The organism is Alteromonas aquimaris (genome assembly GCF_026183695.1).
Taxonomy (GTDB): Bacteria; Pseudomonadota; Gammaproteobacteria; order Enterobacterales; family Alteromonadaceae; genus Alteromonas; species Alteromonas aquimaris.
The window spans coordinates 59978-74147 of record NZ_JAPFRD010000005.1 but is presented as its reverse complement, the minus strand read 5'-3'; the positions used below and the strand labels follow the sequence as shown (position 1 = coordinate 74147).

The window sequence follows — 14170 nt, the reverse complement described above, 5'->3', positions numbered from 1 at the left end:
GGTCCTTGCAAAGAGGAATAGGAAGGTGAAATTCGTAGTCTACACTTGTCATACCTAATCATGTTAAACCGAATTGTCTTATATGGGCCACGACCTTCTTCATGGTCTTTATAAAGGGTATTTCCTCCCGTTTTAACAACCACTCATCCTGCTTCGCCATCCAATACGAGCAAATCCCTCTAAACTTATTGCATCGAACTGGTAGACACGATAGCAATGCAGCAGGCCATTTTTAAACTAATCGCGTTCTTGCTCCTGGTTATTTCATGCGAACTCAGCGCAGAATCGACTGAAGCGCCGATGGAGTATCTGCATGGTCTTGGTAAAGTGGATTACTTTTTGTTGGAAGACGTTAGAGAAGATGATTCGATTCAGGTCTATCATATATATGTCCGCAATTCTCCATCAGCTGCAGACGGTCATAAACTCCCAACAATTTATTTGCTGGATGGCGGCATAAATTTCCCCCTGCTTTCGGCTTATTATCAGTTGCTAAGACTGATGAATACTGTGCCTGAAATGCTGATAGTAGGAATTAGTTACGGCACTAGCGATTGGAAAAAAGGTAATGCGCGAGCGTTCGACTTTACTTTACCCGCGAAAAAGCAACAACACTGGGGCGGAGCGAAAAAGTTTGAAGCGTTTCTGGCTCATTCACTTATTCCACGAATTGAACAACACTATCCTGCGGATCCACACAAACGAATTTTGTTTGGTCAGTCAGTGGGTGGACAATTTGGATTATATACATCGATGTACGGCGAGTCGCCTTTTCATGCCATTATCGCAAGCAATCCCGCCTTGCACGAAAATCTCCCCTTGTTGATAACACCAATTCAAAACCCAACCGACCGACCTATGGCCTATATCAGTCTTGCAGAAAATGATAGTGCGCGATTTCGCCAGCCCGCATTAAAATGGAGCAAACACTGGTTTGAGCGTTCACCGGACTGGAAGCGAAAAGTAGTTCATCTTGAACAACATGATCATTTGTCTGCGAATCCGGAAGCATTCAGGCAGGGGCTGCGGTGGATTTTTGCACAGCCTTCATTTTAGATTTTAAAGGTAGCTATGATAACTTCTTCACTGCCATTTTTCATGGGGAGAACCTCCCCCGTATGGATGCCCCGTCAAAGTTAGTGGGTAAAGAGAAGCCTGTAGAATTCACCATATAGTTACCAACCTATAGTTTCGACTGTCAAATCGCTATAAGTTGATGGCTCAATGATGGTTTGTAGCATAAAGACTTCTGAAACAACCTAATCTTACGCGGCCAAGAGGCGCAACCGCCTCTTCACACTGTTTAAATTAAGTTATCTTTAATTCCAGCCACCCAATCTTTAACTATCTGTTCAGGCTCAAATGTCTCCAGTGCGTCAACCTTCAGCATCTCCGCTACAGGTTTCGCTTGAAGCTCGGTCAATAATTCCTGGAATTGAAGGCCGCCGCCACAGAACGTATCATAACTGCTATCGCCTAGCGCGGCCACGGCAAATGGTGTGTCCGTCAGCAAGGGGAAAGATGCTTTTAATTCAGCGTGAACGAATTCCAGGTTGGGGGGGATATCACCTTGTCCTGTAGTTGACGTGATAACCAGAATTGCATCTGCTTGGGTAAAGTCGTCAACGGAAGGATCAGAAAACAATTCACATTCCACTCCATCACGGGTGAGCATATCACTCACCTCTTCTGCTACGTGTTGTGCATTGCCGTATACGCTACCTGCAAATATATGTAACTTTGCCATTAACTGCCCTAAAAATTTATTGTTTAAACTGTTGCCAATCAGCAAGCAACTTTATCATGTCCGCGTGAGGCTGACACGTAATTGAACAAGACCGGTTTGCGATGGGGTGCAAAAATGTCAATCTCGTGCAACTCAAAGCTAATTGCTGAAAACCAAAGTGCTCGCGCAAAAATTTGTTCTGTTTACCATCGCCATGGGTCGTATCACCGATGATGGGGTGGCGAATGTGGGCTAAGTGCCGTCGAAGCTGATGCTTGCGACCAGTGATTGGATTAAGTTTAATTAACGCATAGCGCGCACTTTCATACCGACCAACTGGGTGAGGTATAACAAAGTTCTCTAAACCATGATACTCGGTACATGCGGGTTGAGGAGCGTTGTTTAAATGCTTACCTTTGTCGGCAAATTTATCGCGTTTGAACGAAAGTTCGTAATCTATCAGCCCCGCCCCCGTAACAAATCCTCTCACTATCGCGGTGTATTCTTTTCGTACTTGTTTTTGCATCCATTGCGCGCCTATTGCACTGACCAACTCAGGTGAAAAAGTGAACAGAAGAACGCCCGAAGTAGGCCGATCCAATCGATGAACGGGATAGACGTAACGTCCTACCTGGTCGCGGAGCAGTTGCACGGCGAATTCAGTTTCATGCTTGGCAATTGGACTTCGATGCACCAACAGTCCCGGCGGCTTATCAATGGCGATAAGGTTGTCGTCTTGATACAAAATCTTAAAGAAATCAGCCACGTGCGTCATTTCGCCATAGTGACATTGGCCATTACCAATTCATCTATTTTAAATAGTATTCGTTGAATTATTTCTTCGTCCTTGAGCCAAACCTGTGCTGCTGGGGCGATGGCCATATCTACAGGTAACGCTTGGCCGCTATGTAACAATAAGGTGAATTTTGGGATGAAGATAAACTGCAACCATTCAGTAAAAGTGAGCGTGTCACTCGCGAAAGGTTGTGTGCTGGTTAGCGCGGATGCTTCAGGTTCCACCGTAGACCATAATGCTCGACTTTTCATTTCCCTCTCAAGTTCTTTCAGCAATGGCAGTATATCATTGGGCATGGAGTATTTGCCTTAAAAGGCTACAAGTATAACACGGCTTTTTTATGTTTTTACTGGTAGAATAACTGCGGTTTTAGTTGAAAAGTAGTAAGGGGGAACGTTGACTTCGCCAGCAGATATCAATTCAATAAGCGAGTTTCTGCTCCATGCAGGCACCAATTTTCAGGTGTTCGATATGGGACGAGGGGTTCAGCCCATCCCGACTCAAACATTCTTAAACTGGGAAAGTGCGAGTGAAGTCGTCCCCCGCCCACGTCAACAACATGCTTGGTTTGGCATAGTTTTCTGGCAAGGTGAAGCTTCTCAATCGCATTTTATCTGGTTCGTTAAGCTTCCAATTGATGAGCGTGGCCTCATAATTTGCGCCGCCCGCAATCACTTTTTACAAATTGTGGTAGAAGCATTGGGAGAAAGTTTAGCGAATAACAACCAAGCCTTTGAATTGCCAGATAACCCTTACGTATTTAAGCCAGCTCAGCTACTCATGGCACAATTTGGAGCGTTATGTCGAAAAACACTTAATTTACCTGCCAGTGAAGACACTAAAAAGGCGGTGTATTATTTCCAGCAAAAAGCGAGCGTCAACTGGCAGGACCTATCGGTTCAAGGTATTGCAGATAGTTGTCTGCGTTTGAATGAATATAAGCTTGAACCTATCATTTGTAAGCACTTCGATAGCTATCCTAATCCTGTGAAAAAGGCGCTTCTGGAATCATTGGAAAATACGTTGCTGAATGATGGACTGTTTGGTGTGGTCAAGACTGAATTGGATAAAAGTGACCCAGAAACATTCCATGCAGCGCTGCAGGCGCTGCATTCAGAAACAGCTTCCCCCAGACTCCAGCAAGTTATTTCGCAAGTGATGCAAAATGAGGACGTCCTCAATATGGACACACTTAGCATTCTGGCTGCGCGACACTACACCCAGTTTACGCCCGCGTTGGTCCAACGTTTTCTCACTTTATGTGCACAATTTGATCAGCAAGAGAATTATGATGGCGCGTTATTCGCAGGATTCTTTTCCGATTTAGTGCAACTACCTGCTTTACGCACGTCTGTTTTGAGCCTTTTACGCAGCCCCGAACGCTGCGAAATACTCAGTCAAGCAATAGGGAGACTGTTCAGTCAAACCCAAGGACACGCTAAGCAATGAGTTTAAGTGAATTAATCTTACTATTAATTATTGTATTTGTAGCCTTTCAGTTCTGGCGCATTCGCAGTATTTCTGAAGCTGCCTACGCGTATGTCTCTTATTATTGCAAGAAAAATCAATTACAGCTGCTCTCGCTCTCCCGAAGAAGAACACGAATTTCAACAAAGTCTGGTCCATTGGATTGGTATAGCGAATTTGAGTTTGAGTTTTCCGGGACCGGCGATGACCGTTACACAGGTTCTATTGAAATGGTCGGTAAGCGAGTAGTGAGTACGTATACTCCAGCTCACCGGATGAATTAAAACTCATGCATTTTTTGCGGCTACGCGCTTCAACCATCCGCTAAATAGTGAAAATGAGATGCATCGTTGCGCAGTACACACTAACGAGTTCTAGTGTGACTGGCTGGAAAAGCAATGTATTTTGTCAGAGCGGATTGCTATCTGTGGCACTGCCATTAGACCTGCAGGGGTAACGTGTAATATAAATGCCAAATAAGCAGTTTGCGCAGGGACACAATAGTGCATTACTCAATGTGTCGTCCTAAAACAGGTTGAGCGTTTATAGGACGGGACACAATAAATAAAAAAAGCGGTAGTATATACTACCGCTTTTTCTATGAATTTTGAGCGTCCTTCTCAGCGATCCATTGCGACTAAAATCATCCAGATTAAAATCCCTATACGCCCCTTTCCTTCTTATCTCACAAAATCCTGTGCGAGCCACTCATCCTTAAGCGGGTCCCTTTCCTTTATTCCATTATTTAGCTACTCATCCCAGCAATAGCAATCTTCATCCTGAAGTGGTCCATCCGCGCAATCCATGCTACTCCCTTCATCCCTAGGATACTGCCCATCAATATGCAGCGCCTTCACCCTGAAAGTGTCCTATGCGCATCGTCCATTGCGCCGTCCCTTTCCTTCTATCTCCCTATCACCTGACATCCAGTCGTGGTATTCTCAATCCTCGAGTTGTCCTTCCGAAGTATCCTTTTGTCTTCCTGACTCATCGTGTTTCCTTGTGACATTATCTATATTAGTCTCTGCCACATTTTGCGCGACCTACTTTTTTAAATAAATTTCATCTTACCAAACGAGTAAAATTAAATTTTATTAATAATCATTCAGTTATAAATTTTAATAAAGAAAGCTGCAGTGATTTGATACAAAATTCTTACAACTTTGTACGACATGTCTTACATCGAACGGTTGAGTCATTCTCATAGTAAATAATGTACCGGTGGTTGCGCAGGAAGGATCTTTGTAAGCGATCCTTATATTTTAAACGGGTTGGGATAGGGGCCACGTCAAGCCCGTGCGATGGGCCAAGAAAATTAAACAGCTACTCGCCTTCATAAACATAGTGACATTAAGCAGATATGATACCAATAGTATCGTAGAAAATTTAATCCTCGCTTTTTATGAGGTTACTTGCTCTTGCACGTCCACCTTTCCACGCAAGTCATGCTTCAACACATTTTACGTAAATGGAAGTCTGTATGAGCAGTTTGCCGCTTTCCACCAATTACTGACTTTCCTTACGACGAAACATAATCTGGCCAATGATATGACCCACTGCTAAATCCTCAACGAATTCGTAATGTCCGTCAGCGAAAAATGAGAGGCACTTTGGAAGGGTGACATAAACGCCGACGCCTTCGCTTTTCGGATCCTCATGTAACACACTATCTATGGCCCCCATTAAGAGATGCCCTAACCCATGATGCTGATGATCGGGATGAACAGCAATAAAGGACAACATGTGGAAATGCTCAGCCGGCATTTTACTGCGTACTCTTTCCTCTTTTTCAATCATTTGACGAGTTCCAAATAAACCTGCTGTAAGTAACATTTTTAATCGCCAATGCCAGTAACGTCCCGCCCCAAACGCCACATCCGGCGAAGTAAGGCATGCCACCGCCAATAAGCGCGTGCCGTCAAATAACCCAATCATGGGCTGTTTGGCCACCCAGAATGCATTCAGTTCTTCCCGAATAGCTGAGCGAAGCCTGTTTTCATAACCTTCTTTTTCAGCCTGAAAAATATCAATAAAGAGAGGATCGTCGAAATAGGCATTATATAAAATAGATGCCGCTACTTTTAAATCATCTGCAGAAAGAAAAATGGCTTTTATTGAGTTGACGTCTAGTTCGGCTAAAGCAGCATTGGACATGGGCTTTCCTTTTGAAACTCGCAATAAGCTACATGCAGGGATAACCGCACGTAATAAAATTTGGTTGCTCCGCGATATTGACTGAACCCTCAAAACCGCAGCTTGAATGTTAAACAAATGTTAAGAGTAAGTACTATAGAGTTGTGATGAAAAAATGTCCACAACTGACGTCGATAGGTTGGCGAGAATGGAAGGAAATAAAAGGAAAATCCCTCCTAGAGGAGGGATTTTCTCAAAGCTTAAATTTCTGCGTAGGCTTTTTCACCCCAGCCGATTAAGCGGCCATCTCGAAAGACGAGCGGTGTGCACTCATCTTTAGAAGTCACTCCGTCATCCATGGTGCGTTGCGTTCGGTAATAGAGTACGCGAACCACGCCATCTTCTTTTTGATGAAGCTCGTTAAAATCTGCCACACCCATTCTTCGCACGACCGATTCGTAAGCCATATCGCGTTCGAGGTTGGCAATATGTTTTCGATTATTATATTCGCGTTCTTGCCAATCTGAGCTGTAACCGCTATCTCCATCCCCACCAACCGAAATGACACAACCTGTCAGGAAGGGGGGGGCCGATAGTGCTAAAAGAAGAGGGAAAAATTTCATTGTCTATCCTTATGTCATTATTTTCCACTATCTAATCAAATAAAGGGCCAACTTTTAACTGATTGAATTTTAAAGATATACCAGCCATACCAGATACAACAAACTGTGAAGAAAATAAAATATTAGTCATATTCGCCATTATATAGTGGATTTAAAGTTTCGCTTATTGCATAGTCGAATGAGGGTTACTCAAGAACTGTCCATTTTTAATGCAAGAGCTTAGCATTCACCACTCTTTACTTACTATCTGTAAGCAGTTAAATGAAAAAGGCATTAAGCCAACCGCTTCTATGATCAGAGCGAAGGCACCGTTTCAAACCAGTATCGCCGATGCCATCACAGCCGTGAGAGCATTTCAATCTGGGGAAGAAGTGGTAAGCGAGAGAAAATCAGAGGTGGCGGCTAGTCCTGCTGAAAGAATAGCTCAACTTGAAAAGCGCGTGGCGGAACTTGAAGCCGTTGTAGCCAGAATCGAGAAACGCGGCCCTGATAAAACCTAATATTAACCCGCATGGTCTGTGGTCAGCTCAGAGATAAGGGAATTCAGTTGATCAGGTCAAAATAGCTAAAAAAACCAGGATGGCAGGAACTTACGAGCCAACTTTAAGCAGAGTAGGTGGATGTCCTGTCTCCCTGGGTGCGCGCTTTGTTCAAATTTTGTGCGGCTCCAATACTGTTCGACTTGACGCCATCAAACCGTCACAAAATGGGTTCGTCAAAATTAGAAAGGCTCACGCGCTACGTGAGCTCAAATCCCTGCGAAGTGATAAAACGTGCACCACGCTTTACTCGGCAGCCTGCAACGAGGAAAGAAATGCCCCCAATGAAGGAGCTAGGATCCGCGTGGCAGGTTTACCTACCGGCTCAAGTACCACATTGCCGGTTTCGTTTTCGACGGACAACAGAAAATCCTCTTCGTCGGTTAATCCAAAAAACAGGGTGACGGGTTGTTTTAGCCGCCGTTTCATCAGTACATGTCCGATCAGGTTCTCCTGTAAGCGTTCAAAATCATGCACATTCCAGACTTGTAACAGCTCACACCTCCCATCAGGTGCCTGCGCTGAAAGGTTGTCGCTGAAATACTGCGTAAAGTAACGACAGAATTGAGGATCCAAAGTGAGTTCCAGCGCCTTTTCAAGCTGAGAGAATGAGCATTCGCCTTGCTGTAACACTGGCGTCCAGGAAACGAGTTGCCCCTGCTCCGCTTCTTCCTGATAACACGGAGATTGCCATTGCTTATCATACTCGATAGTTAAGGGCTGACTGCGCTTTTGACTTATCGCAAGGGTTTCCTGAATCAATCTCTCTAACTGACCTTTAATGTCATCTGACATATAATTAGTTTCACCATGGTATTATTTAGTTAACTAACCCTAGCAAATTTTATGTTTCCTGACATCAGGACACCTCTATTTTAAACGTAATGGTAAGAGAAAATTTCCAATTTATGAGCCACAGACAATCACCCGCACCCTTTGCATTACCCACACATCTAACCCTGGGCAAGACCGTGGGATACGAGAGTATCTACAATCCATCACTGTTGCAGTCTGTGCCACGGACATTAAATCGCGATTCATTGTCGATTAGCGCCGACAACCTCCCCTTTCATGGAGAAGATATCTGGACCGGTTACGAATTGTCCTGGCTACTGCCCTCAGGAAAACCTCAAGTGGCGATATTTGATTGTTTCGTACCCGTGACCTCTCCCAATATTATCGAGTCTAAGTCGTTCAAGTTGTATCTTAATAGTTTTAACCAAAGCGAATTCGATTCGGTGGAAGATGTCAGGGCGACGCTGAGTAAAGATTTAAGCGAGTGCGCTGCAGCACCCGTCCGCGTAGAGATTTTTACTCCACGTAATTTTACACAATTGGAATTTGCCAGGTGGGAAGGCACGTTAATTGACGATCTCGATATCAACGTAAAGACTTACCATCCTGATGCTAATCTACTTCAAACCAGCAGTGAGCAGGTAAGTGAAACCTTAATCAGTCACCTTTTGAAATCTAACTGTTTGATTACGCAGCAACCAGATTGGGCGAGTATTTTAATACGTTATTCGGGCAAAAAAATAAATCACGAAGCGTTATTGGCCTACTTAATTAGTTTTCGTCAGCATAATGAATTTCACGAACAATGCGTGGAGCGAATTTTTTGTGATCTAATGGAACATTGTGAACCTAAGCAACTAACTGTTTTTGCTCGTTATACACGACGGGGCGGATTAGACATAAACCCTTTCCGCTCGAATTTTGAAAATACCTACAATAATCATCGATTAGCCAGGCAATAGAAACTAATCTGCGTTAAAGTTAGCAAAAGAGCTGTTGACGAAATAATCAAAGGATGTAAATGGAAGAGAAAAGTTTGCAGTCGTTAAAGCAGCACAGCGAACTACTTGCACAATTTATAATTCGTCTATCAAAATTTTATGAAGGGTTTTCTCCCGACATAGATACAGAATTACAAAAATTGCGCGGGCACTTATCTGGCAGACCCGATTTCACGCTTGCCGCGGTAAGCGTGAAAAAATTAAATAAAACTTTACGTTTAGCCGATCTTACTGTCCGTAAGTATACCGCTGATACGCTTTCGCAATTGGAAGAGGCGGTTAAAAAGCTGCAACACTTATTAATTAGTGAACCGGCTCTTACCAAAGAAAGTGCCCAAATCCTAATTTCTCTCAATCAACCGGTGCAATCTTTGTTCGTGCTGCAGTCTTTATGCAATAAAGTGCTGCAACTGTTCCAATATGCATCAAATGTTGACAGCGAAGATACTTACGCAGCACGCAATGTCTCGACGTCGACCTTAGCCTTGCAAAAAGCCATTTTGGACGAATTGAGTCAGTTAATTGACACCTATACCAGTAAAAACCCGGAGGATGTGCAATTACAGGCACTAAGAGCCAAGCTTAAAAAAGGCATGACTGAAGACGAACTGTTGCAATCCTGTATCGCCATTGTTCGCATGGTAGTTCAAGATTCCTTATCTGAAGCGAGCTTGTCCGGTAAAGTCATTCAAAGCTTACACAATGCATTGGGCGACATTCAGGAAAACGTCAGCCAAAGTATCGAACGATCACAATCTAATTTTGCTGCTCGCCAGTCCAGCCATCAGGAAATCAAGGCTAAACTGGACTCCATTGAAGACCAGCTTAGACAGGCTGAGTCTTTGGAAAAGCTAAAAAAACAAGCGCAGGCGTACCTTTCCAGCATGGCTTCTACATTGTCAGAGCGAGAAGAGGCTGAGCAAAAGGAACAAGCCGAATTGATGACCTTGCTCAGCGCTATGCAGGGGCAATTAATCAAATTACAAAAACAAACTCAGCATTATCGTAAGAAGCTGGCTGAACAAATCGTGTCTACCCAGACAGATGCGCTAACCAAACTTGGTAATCGAAAAGCGTATGATGAGCGGGTAGAAAAAGAGTGTCAGCTCGCCATCGATAAAAAAACGCCATTAGCCCTTGCCGTGGTCGATATAGACTACTTTAAGTCAATCAATGATAAGTTTGGTCATGCGGCAGGCGATAAAACATTACAAATTGTAGGCAAACACCTTAAGTCATCGCTTCAGACTAAAGATTTTATCGCACGTTGGGGAGGCGAAGAATTTGTACTGCTCTTTCCTGAAACCGACACGAAAGAGTTGAAAGTTAAGCTGGAGAAAATACGAGTCTCCCTATCCAAGCTTCCCCTTAAGTTTCGTCAAGAAAAAATATCGCTTACTGCGTCTTTTGGAGGAACTTGTTACCGCGTAGGTGAAACCCCTTCCGCTATGTTTGAGCGGGCAGACCGCCTTCTTTATCGTGCCAAACATTCAGGCAGAAATTGCGTAATGATTGATCAGGAAACTATTTAATGAAAAAAGTGCAACTTAACCCTGTCGGGTGGATGAGCCAGCTTTCCCAGGTGGAAGTAGCCAAATTAGAAGATACCGCCAATAGCGCACTTTATGACATGTTTCGTAATTGTTGTCTGGCGGTACTCAATAGTGGCGTAGATGAAGACAACTACGAAATACTTTTCGCCCCCTATGATAACTTCGATGTGAAACTGGTACGCCGGGAACGAGGCGTCAAAATTGAACTCATTAACCCGCCTGAAGTTGCGTTTGTAGACGGCAAGTTAGTTAGAGGTGTTCACGAGCACCTTTTCGCGGTACTACGTGATTTACTGTACATGGGCAATAAATATGCTTTTTTACATAAAGCAGCGCCAATCGACGGTGTTAATATCTCAGACATGGTATTTGATATGCTGCGGCATGCTCAGGCTTTGGAAGGAAACGACAATCTCAATACCATAGTATGCTGGGGAGGCCACTCCATTAAGATGCATGAGTATAAATACACCAAGGAAGTGGGATATCAGATGGGATTGCGCAAACTTAATATTTGTACCGGGTGTGGTCCGGGTGCGATGAAAGGGCCTATGAAAGGAGCTGCTATTGGTCACGCTAAACAACGATATAAACAGGGACGTTATATCGGCATATCAGAACCCAGCATCATCGCAGCTGAGCCTCCAAACGCTATTGTGAATGAGCTTGTAATTATGCCGGATATAGAAAAACGCTTGGAAGCGTTTGTCAGGATCGCCCACGGTATTATAATTTTCCCTGGAGGAGTAGGCACTGCCGAGGAATTATTGTATCTGCTGGGTATCCTCATGAACGAACGCAATGCGCAGCAGCCATTTCCAGTAATTCTTACCGGTCCCGCCGGCTCAGAAGCCTATTTCTCTGCCATAGACGATTTTGTGGCCGCCACTCTGGGTAAAAAAGCACAAAGTAAATATCAGATTATTATTGATAACCCTACGGAAGTTGCCCAGTCAATGAGACAAGGACTTGAAAGGGTTGAAAAATATCGTCGCGCAATGGGAGATGCGTTTAGCTATAACTGGTCATTAAAAATTGACGAAGCTTTTCAGCATCCCTTTGTACCCACCCATGAGTCTATGGGTGCCTTAGCCTTACATCGTGATCAACCGGTGGCTGATCTTGCTGTGGTGCTGCGCAAAGCGTTTTCTGGCATTGTTGCCGGCAATGTGAAAGCCGAAGGGATAAGACAGATAAAGCAGCAGGGTCCATTTAAGCTTACTGGTGAAGCTGAACTTATGGGACGCATTGACAGCATGCTACAATCCTTTGTCGCTCAGCAACGGATGAAGCTGCCTGGTTCTGAATATGAGCCATGCTACACCATTAGCCAAGGTGACTGATGAATTTTGTTACGATTTCACCCTGTTTAATTTTTTTGAAGAAGGTAAACTTCCGTTAATCCTGAAACGGACAACGCTGATGAATAGTAATGTTTTTAAATTAATTTTATTAGGTGCGAGCGCTTACGCTTTATTTGTTTTTTTGGTGATATCCTTCTATCCAGATAAACCAGAAAACATGGACTGGAAAGATCGGGAAGAATATAACAAAGTTCAAATTACCAAACTAAGGCTAGGTAGTACGCTGGACGAAGTACTTGCACTGTTAGGTTCGCCAGACATAACCGAAGCAAGAATGGAAAAAGGAAGTTCCGTCCAAGTGATGTTTTATCGTACCCATCACGTTCGTGCTGATGGCATGACAACGTTGGATGAGTGCACGCCCTTACTTTTTGAAAATGATAAGCTGATTGCCTGGGGAGAAGGTGCTTATCAAAGCTTTCAACAATCTTAGAGCTTGTGTTTGACTTTGATGAGCAGCCCTTGCTCTGCGCCTATGAGCAATTGTTTGAATCGCAGCAAGAATATTGCAGTAAAACTTTTGTTAATCGTTGTCTGGCAGTAGCGAAGCAATGTCTGGAGGCCAGTCGGCAGCAGCCTCAGCTTGTGCTGGCGTTATTATCCAGCAAGCTGCTGGAATCCTCCCCTTCCCCTGTTTGTTTACGTGGCGCCCTGTTTCTCAGTATTACTACGCGACGTGATAAATTTAATGAGCATTTCGCTCAGCACCTTATAGCAAGTTTTATTTGTACGTTTGTGATCATGCATGCCAGGGAAAATTACGACACTAAGCCGGAGCTAAAGTCACTCGTTCGTTATTTTCAGTCTCTTGGTCTTTCCATCTGGAAAGAAACCATCAGAATTGCCAGATTACTCACCCGCAGACAGGCATTTCGACACTTATCCTCTGCCAGACTATCATACCGACAGCAATATCTATTATCCGCATGTGTAGTGGCTAGACATTTACCGCACAAAGAAATGCTTTCCATTTTTCGACTTCTAACCCATGCTGCCTCACCTAACCTATTGGACACGATCCGTAATTGGGCACAATTTCCCGGCGTATGGCTACCTGGCAGGGTGGTTAATATAGATAACGACACTGCGGTAATTTTAGTGCGTGAAAAACACAAAATTGCTTATTTGCCACTTCCCGCAAACACGAAAGCAGACACTTTAAAGTGGGCCAGAAGCGATGGCATATCCCTACTTAAGTGCCCGCAATCAGTGGAATTTAAAAAGTTCAAAAAATGGTCTGAGAATTTGGGTCTACAAGCAAAAACCACCATGTGGCCTTTTACGCCCTCCTTTGCGCTTAATCGCCCTCCTTCAAAACTATTGACAATAATCGACTTGCTTAAAGGTACAGAAACTGACATTACATTATTGTGCGAACACATAAAGCAAGAGCCCTTACTCGCCCAGTTTCTAACTGCTTCGGCCTCCAACGATAATAGGATGAAGTTACCCGTGCATGATGTTAAACAAGCGGTTTTAACATATGGCATGGAGCGTGTGGGAGACATGCTGATTCAGCAGGCCCTTTATCAACGATTAACACAAAAAAAATTCCCCATCTCATCGCTTTGCCAACGTCTACTTTTTCTTACTTCCACACTCGCAGCGCTAATTAGCTACGAAACCGATGCAAATATAACCCCACAGCGCGCCTCATTATTAGTTACGTTTGCAATCGCCCCGATTTTCTCCATTACTGGACTTAAAATTGCCTTAAACTGGCGCCCCGCTGCCACCCACCTTTATAATCCTGATTCACTCGCTCCGGCCGCGGAAAGATCAATAAGACAACAGAGTGTGCAATTACTGAGCGGCTGGCATCAAAGCAGCAGCTTGCTGGCCGCAGTCAATGAATCAAACCGCCTCCCTGATCAGTGCCATCAACGAATTCGTCAAGCAGTTAGTATACTAGGATTATCTTTATCCCTCGCCAGGCAGTGGCTATGGAATACGCCCCATTATTGTGAGTTGACCCATGAATTTGATACGCAAGCCAAAAAAGAGTTAGGTATCGATGACGGGTTACTGCTTACCATTCAACACCAACTTGGTCATCATATATGGTTACCGCTTAATCAGTCGTGAAATGTAAGCCCTGCAACGTCGGCCTTTTTTCATCCATACCCAGGAACCTTGCATAAATATGATATTTCTCCTGCCTATGGGCTAGGCT

The 14170-nt window shown here is 44.0% G+C and carries 15 protein-coding genes; 9 read left to right on the top strand and 6 right to left on the bottom strand.

From position 1 onward, the window contains the following. Positions 1-216: 216 nt before the first annotated feature. Positions 217-1056, top strand: a complete 840-nt coding sequence (locus tag OPS25_RS03335) for an alpha/beta hydrolase (RefSeq protein ID WP_265616245.1) — start codon at positions 217-219, stop codon at positions 1054-1056. 247 nt (positions 1057-1303) lie between these two features. Here OPS25_RS03335 and OPS25_RS03330 read toward each other — a convergent pair whose 3' ends face one another. The 3 genes from OPS25_RS03330 to OPS25_RS03320 are packed head-to-tail and all read right to left on the bottom strand — an operon-like array spanning position 1304 to position 2818. After that, positions 1304-1747 (bottom strand): flavodoxin, encoded by a 444-nt coding sequence (locus OPS25_RS03330; RefSeq protein ID WP_265616244.1) that lies wholly within the window; start codon positions 1745-1747, stop codon positions 1304-1306. A gap of 16 nt (positions 1748-1763) precedes the next feature. After that, positions 1764-2501, bottom strand: a complete 738-nt coding sequence (locus OPS25_RS03325) for a pseudouridine synthase (RefSeq protein WP_407080207.1) — start codon at positions 2499-2501, stop codon at positions 1764-1766. Beyond that, positions 2498-2818, bottom strand: coding sequence for a YqcC family protein (locus OPS25_RS03320; protein WP_265616242.1), 321 nt, complete (start codon positions 2816-2818; stop codon positions 2498-2500). The genes OPS25_RS03325 and OPS25_RS03320 overlap by 4 nt, the downstream gene beginning before the upstream one ends. Before the next feature lie 100 nt (positions 2819-2918). On the opposite strand from OPS25_RS03320, the gene OPS25_RS03315 reads away from it, so the two are divergent. Together OPS25_RS03315 and OPS25_RS03310 are read left to right on the top strand one after the other, a co-directional pair. Next, a complete protein-coding gene (locus OPS25_RS03315; protein ID WP_265616241.1) occupies positions 2919-3971 on the top strand; it encodes a DUF3549 family protein in 1053 nt (350 codons plus the stop codon). Next, a complete protein-coding gene (locus tag OPS25_RS03310) occupies positions 3968-4273 on the top strand; it encodes a DUF3301 domain-containing protein (protein WP_265616240.1) in 306 nt (101 codons plus the stop codon). The genes OPS25_RS03315 and OPS25_RS03310 overlap by 4 nt, the downstream gene beginning before the upstream one ends. Positions 4274-5495: 1222 nt before the next feature. Here the strand turns inward: OPS25_RS03310 and OPS25_RS03305 are convergent. Both OPS25_RS03305 and OPS25_RS03300 read right to left on the bottom strand, forming a co-directional pair. Further along, a complete protein-coding gene (locus OPS25_RS03305; protein ID WP_265616239.1) occupies positions 5496-6143 on the bottom strand; it encodes a GNAT family N-acetyltransferase in 648 nt (215 codons plus the stop codon). Between the two features lie 239 nt (positions 6144-6382). Further along, positions 6383-6745 carry a DUF3192 domain-containing protein gene (locus OPS25_RS03300; protein ID WP_265616238.1) on the bottom strand — a complete coding sequence of 121 codons (363 nt, stop codon included), beginning with the start codon at positions 6743-6745 and terminating at the stop codon, positions 6383-6385. A 209-nt stretch (positions 6746-6954) separates the two neighbouring features. On the opposite strand from OPS25_RS03300, the gene OPS25_RS03295 reads away from it, so the two are divergent. Further along, on the top strand, positions 6955-7245 hold the full coding sequence (locus OPS25_RS03295) for a hypothetical protein (RefSeq protein WP_265616237.1): 291 nt from the start codon (positions 6955-6957) through the stop codon (positions 7243-7245). Positions 7246-7530: 285 nt separating this feature from the next. On the opposite strand, the gene syd is transcribed toward OPS25_RS03295, so the two are convergent. Then, the gene (syd, locus tag OPS25_RS03290; protein WP_265616236.1) at positions 7531-8079 is read right to left on the bottom strand and encodes a SecY-interacting protein; all 549 of its coding nucleotides are present in this window, start codon (positions 8077-8079) and stop codon (positions 7531-7533) included. Between the two features lie 113 nt (positions 8080-8192). Here syd and queF point away from each other — a divergent pair, with 113 nt between their 5' ends. The 5 genes from queF to OPS25_RS03265 all read left to right on the top strand — a co-directional run bounded on the left by queF (position 8193) and on the right by OPS25_RS03265 (position 14082). Then, positions 8193-9041, top strand: a complete 849-nt coding sequence (gene queF, locus OPS25_RS03285) for an NADPH-dependent 7-cyano-7-deazaguanine reductase QueF (RefSeq protein WP_265616235.1) — start codon at positions 8193-8195, stop codon at positions 9039-9041. 59 nt (positions 9042-9100) lie between these two features. Then, on the top strand, positions 9101-10612 hold the full coding sequence (locus tag OPS25_RS03280) for a GGDEF domain-containing protein (protein ID WP_265616233.1): 1512 nt from the start codon (positions 9101-9103) through the stop codon (positions 10610-10612). Beyond that, a complete protein-coding gene (gene ppnN, locus OPS25_RS03275; protein WP_265616232.1) occupies positions 10612-11976 on the top strand; it encodes a nucleotide 5'-monophosphate nucleosidase PpnN in 1365 nt (454 codons plus the stop codon). Before OPS25_RS03280 ends, ppnN begins: the two co-directional genes overlap by 1 nt. A 79-nt stretch (positions 11977-12055) precedes the next feature. Next, on the top strand, positions 12056-12430 hold the full coding sequence (locus OPS25_RS03270) for a DUF3192 domain-containing protein (protein ID WP_265616655.1): 375 nt from the start codon (positions 12056-12058) through the stop codon (positions 12428-12430). A gap of 5 nt (positions 12431-12435) precedes the next feature. After that, complete coding sequence (locus OPS25_RS03265) at positions 12436-14082, top strand: hypothetical protein (protein WP_265616231.1); 1647 nt, start codon at positions 12436-12438, stop codon at positions 14080-14082. The last annotated feature ends 88 nt before the right edge of the window (positions 14083-14170 follow it).

What these genes read in the sequence shown, in the direction of transcription:
- OPS25_RS03335 (WP_265616245.1), top strand. Translation starts at nt 217, where the DNA reads ATGCAGCAGGCCATTTTTAAACTAATCGCGTTCTTGCTCCTGGTTATT.
- OPS25_RS03330 (WP_265616244.1), bottom strand. Translation starts at nt 1,747, where the DNA reads ATGGCAAAGTTACATATATTTGCAGGTAGCGTATACGGCAATGCACAA.
- OPS25_RS03325 (WP_407080207.1), bottom strand. Translation starts at nt 2,501, where the DNA reads ATGACGCACGTGGCTGATTTCTTTAAGATTTTGTATCAAGACGACAAC.
- OPS25_RS03320 (WP_265616242.1), bottom strand. Translation starts at nt 2,818, where the DNA reads ATGCCCAATGATATACTGCCATTGCTGAAAGAACTTGAGAGGGAAATG.
- OPS25_RS03310 (WP_265616240.1), top strand. Translation starts at nt 3,968, where the DNA reads ATGAGTTTAAGTGAATTAATCTTACTATTAATTATTGTATTTGTAGCC.
- OPS25_RS03305 (WP_265616239.1), bottom strand. Translation starts at nt 6,143, where the DNA reads ATGTCCAATGCTGCTTTAGCCGAACTAGACGTCAACTCAATAAAAGCC.
- OPS25_RS03300 (WP_265616238.1), bottom strand. Translation starts at nt 6,745, where the DNA reads ATGAAATTTTTCCCTCTTCTTTTAGCACTATCGGCCCCCCCCTTCCTG.
- OPS25_RS03295 (WP_265616237.1), top strand. Translation starts at nt 6,955, where the DNA reads ATGCAAGAGCTTAGCATTCACCACTCTTTACTTACTATCTGTAAGCAG.
- syd (WP_265616236.1), bottom strand. Translation starts at nt 8,079, where the DNA reads ATGTCAGATGACATTAAAGGTCAGTTAGAGAGATTGATTCAGGAAACC.
- queF (WP_265616235.1), top strand. Translation starts at nt 8,193, where the DNA reads ATGAGCCACAGACAATCACCCGCACCCTTTGCATTACCCACACATCTA.
- OPS25_RS03280 (WP_265616233.1), top strand. Translation starts at nt 9,101, where the DNA reads ATGGAAGAGAAAAGTTTGCAGTCGTTAAAGCAGCACAGCGAACTACTT.
- ppnN (WP_265616232.1), top strand. Translation starts at nt 10,612, where the DNA reads ATGAAAAAAGTGCAACTTAACCCTGTCGGGTGGATGAGCCAGCTTTCC.
- OPS25_RS03270 (WP_265616655.1), top strand. Translation starts at nt 12,056, where the DNA reads ATGAATAGTAATGTTTTTAAATTAATTTTATTAGGTGCGAGCGCTTAC.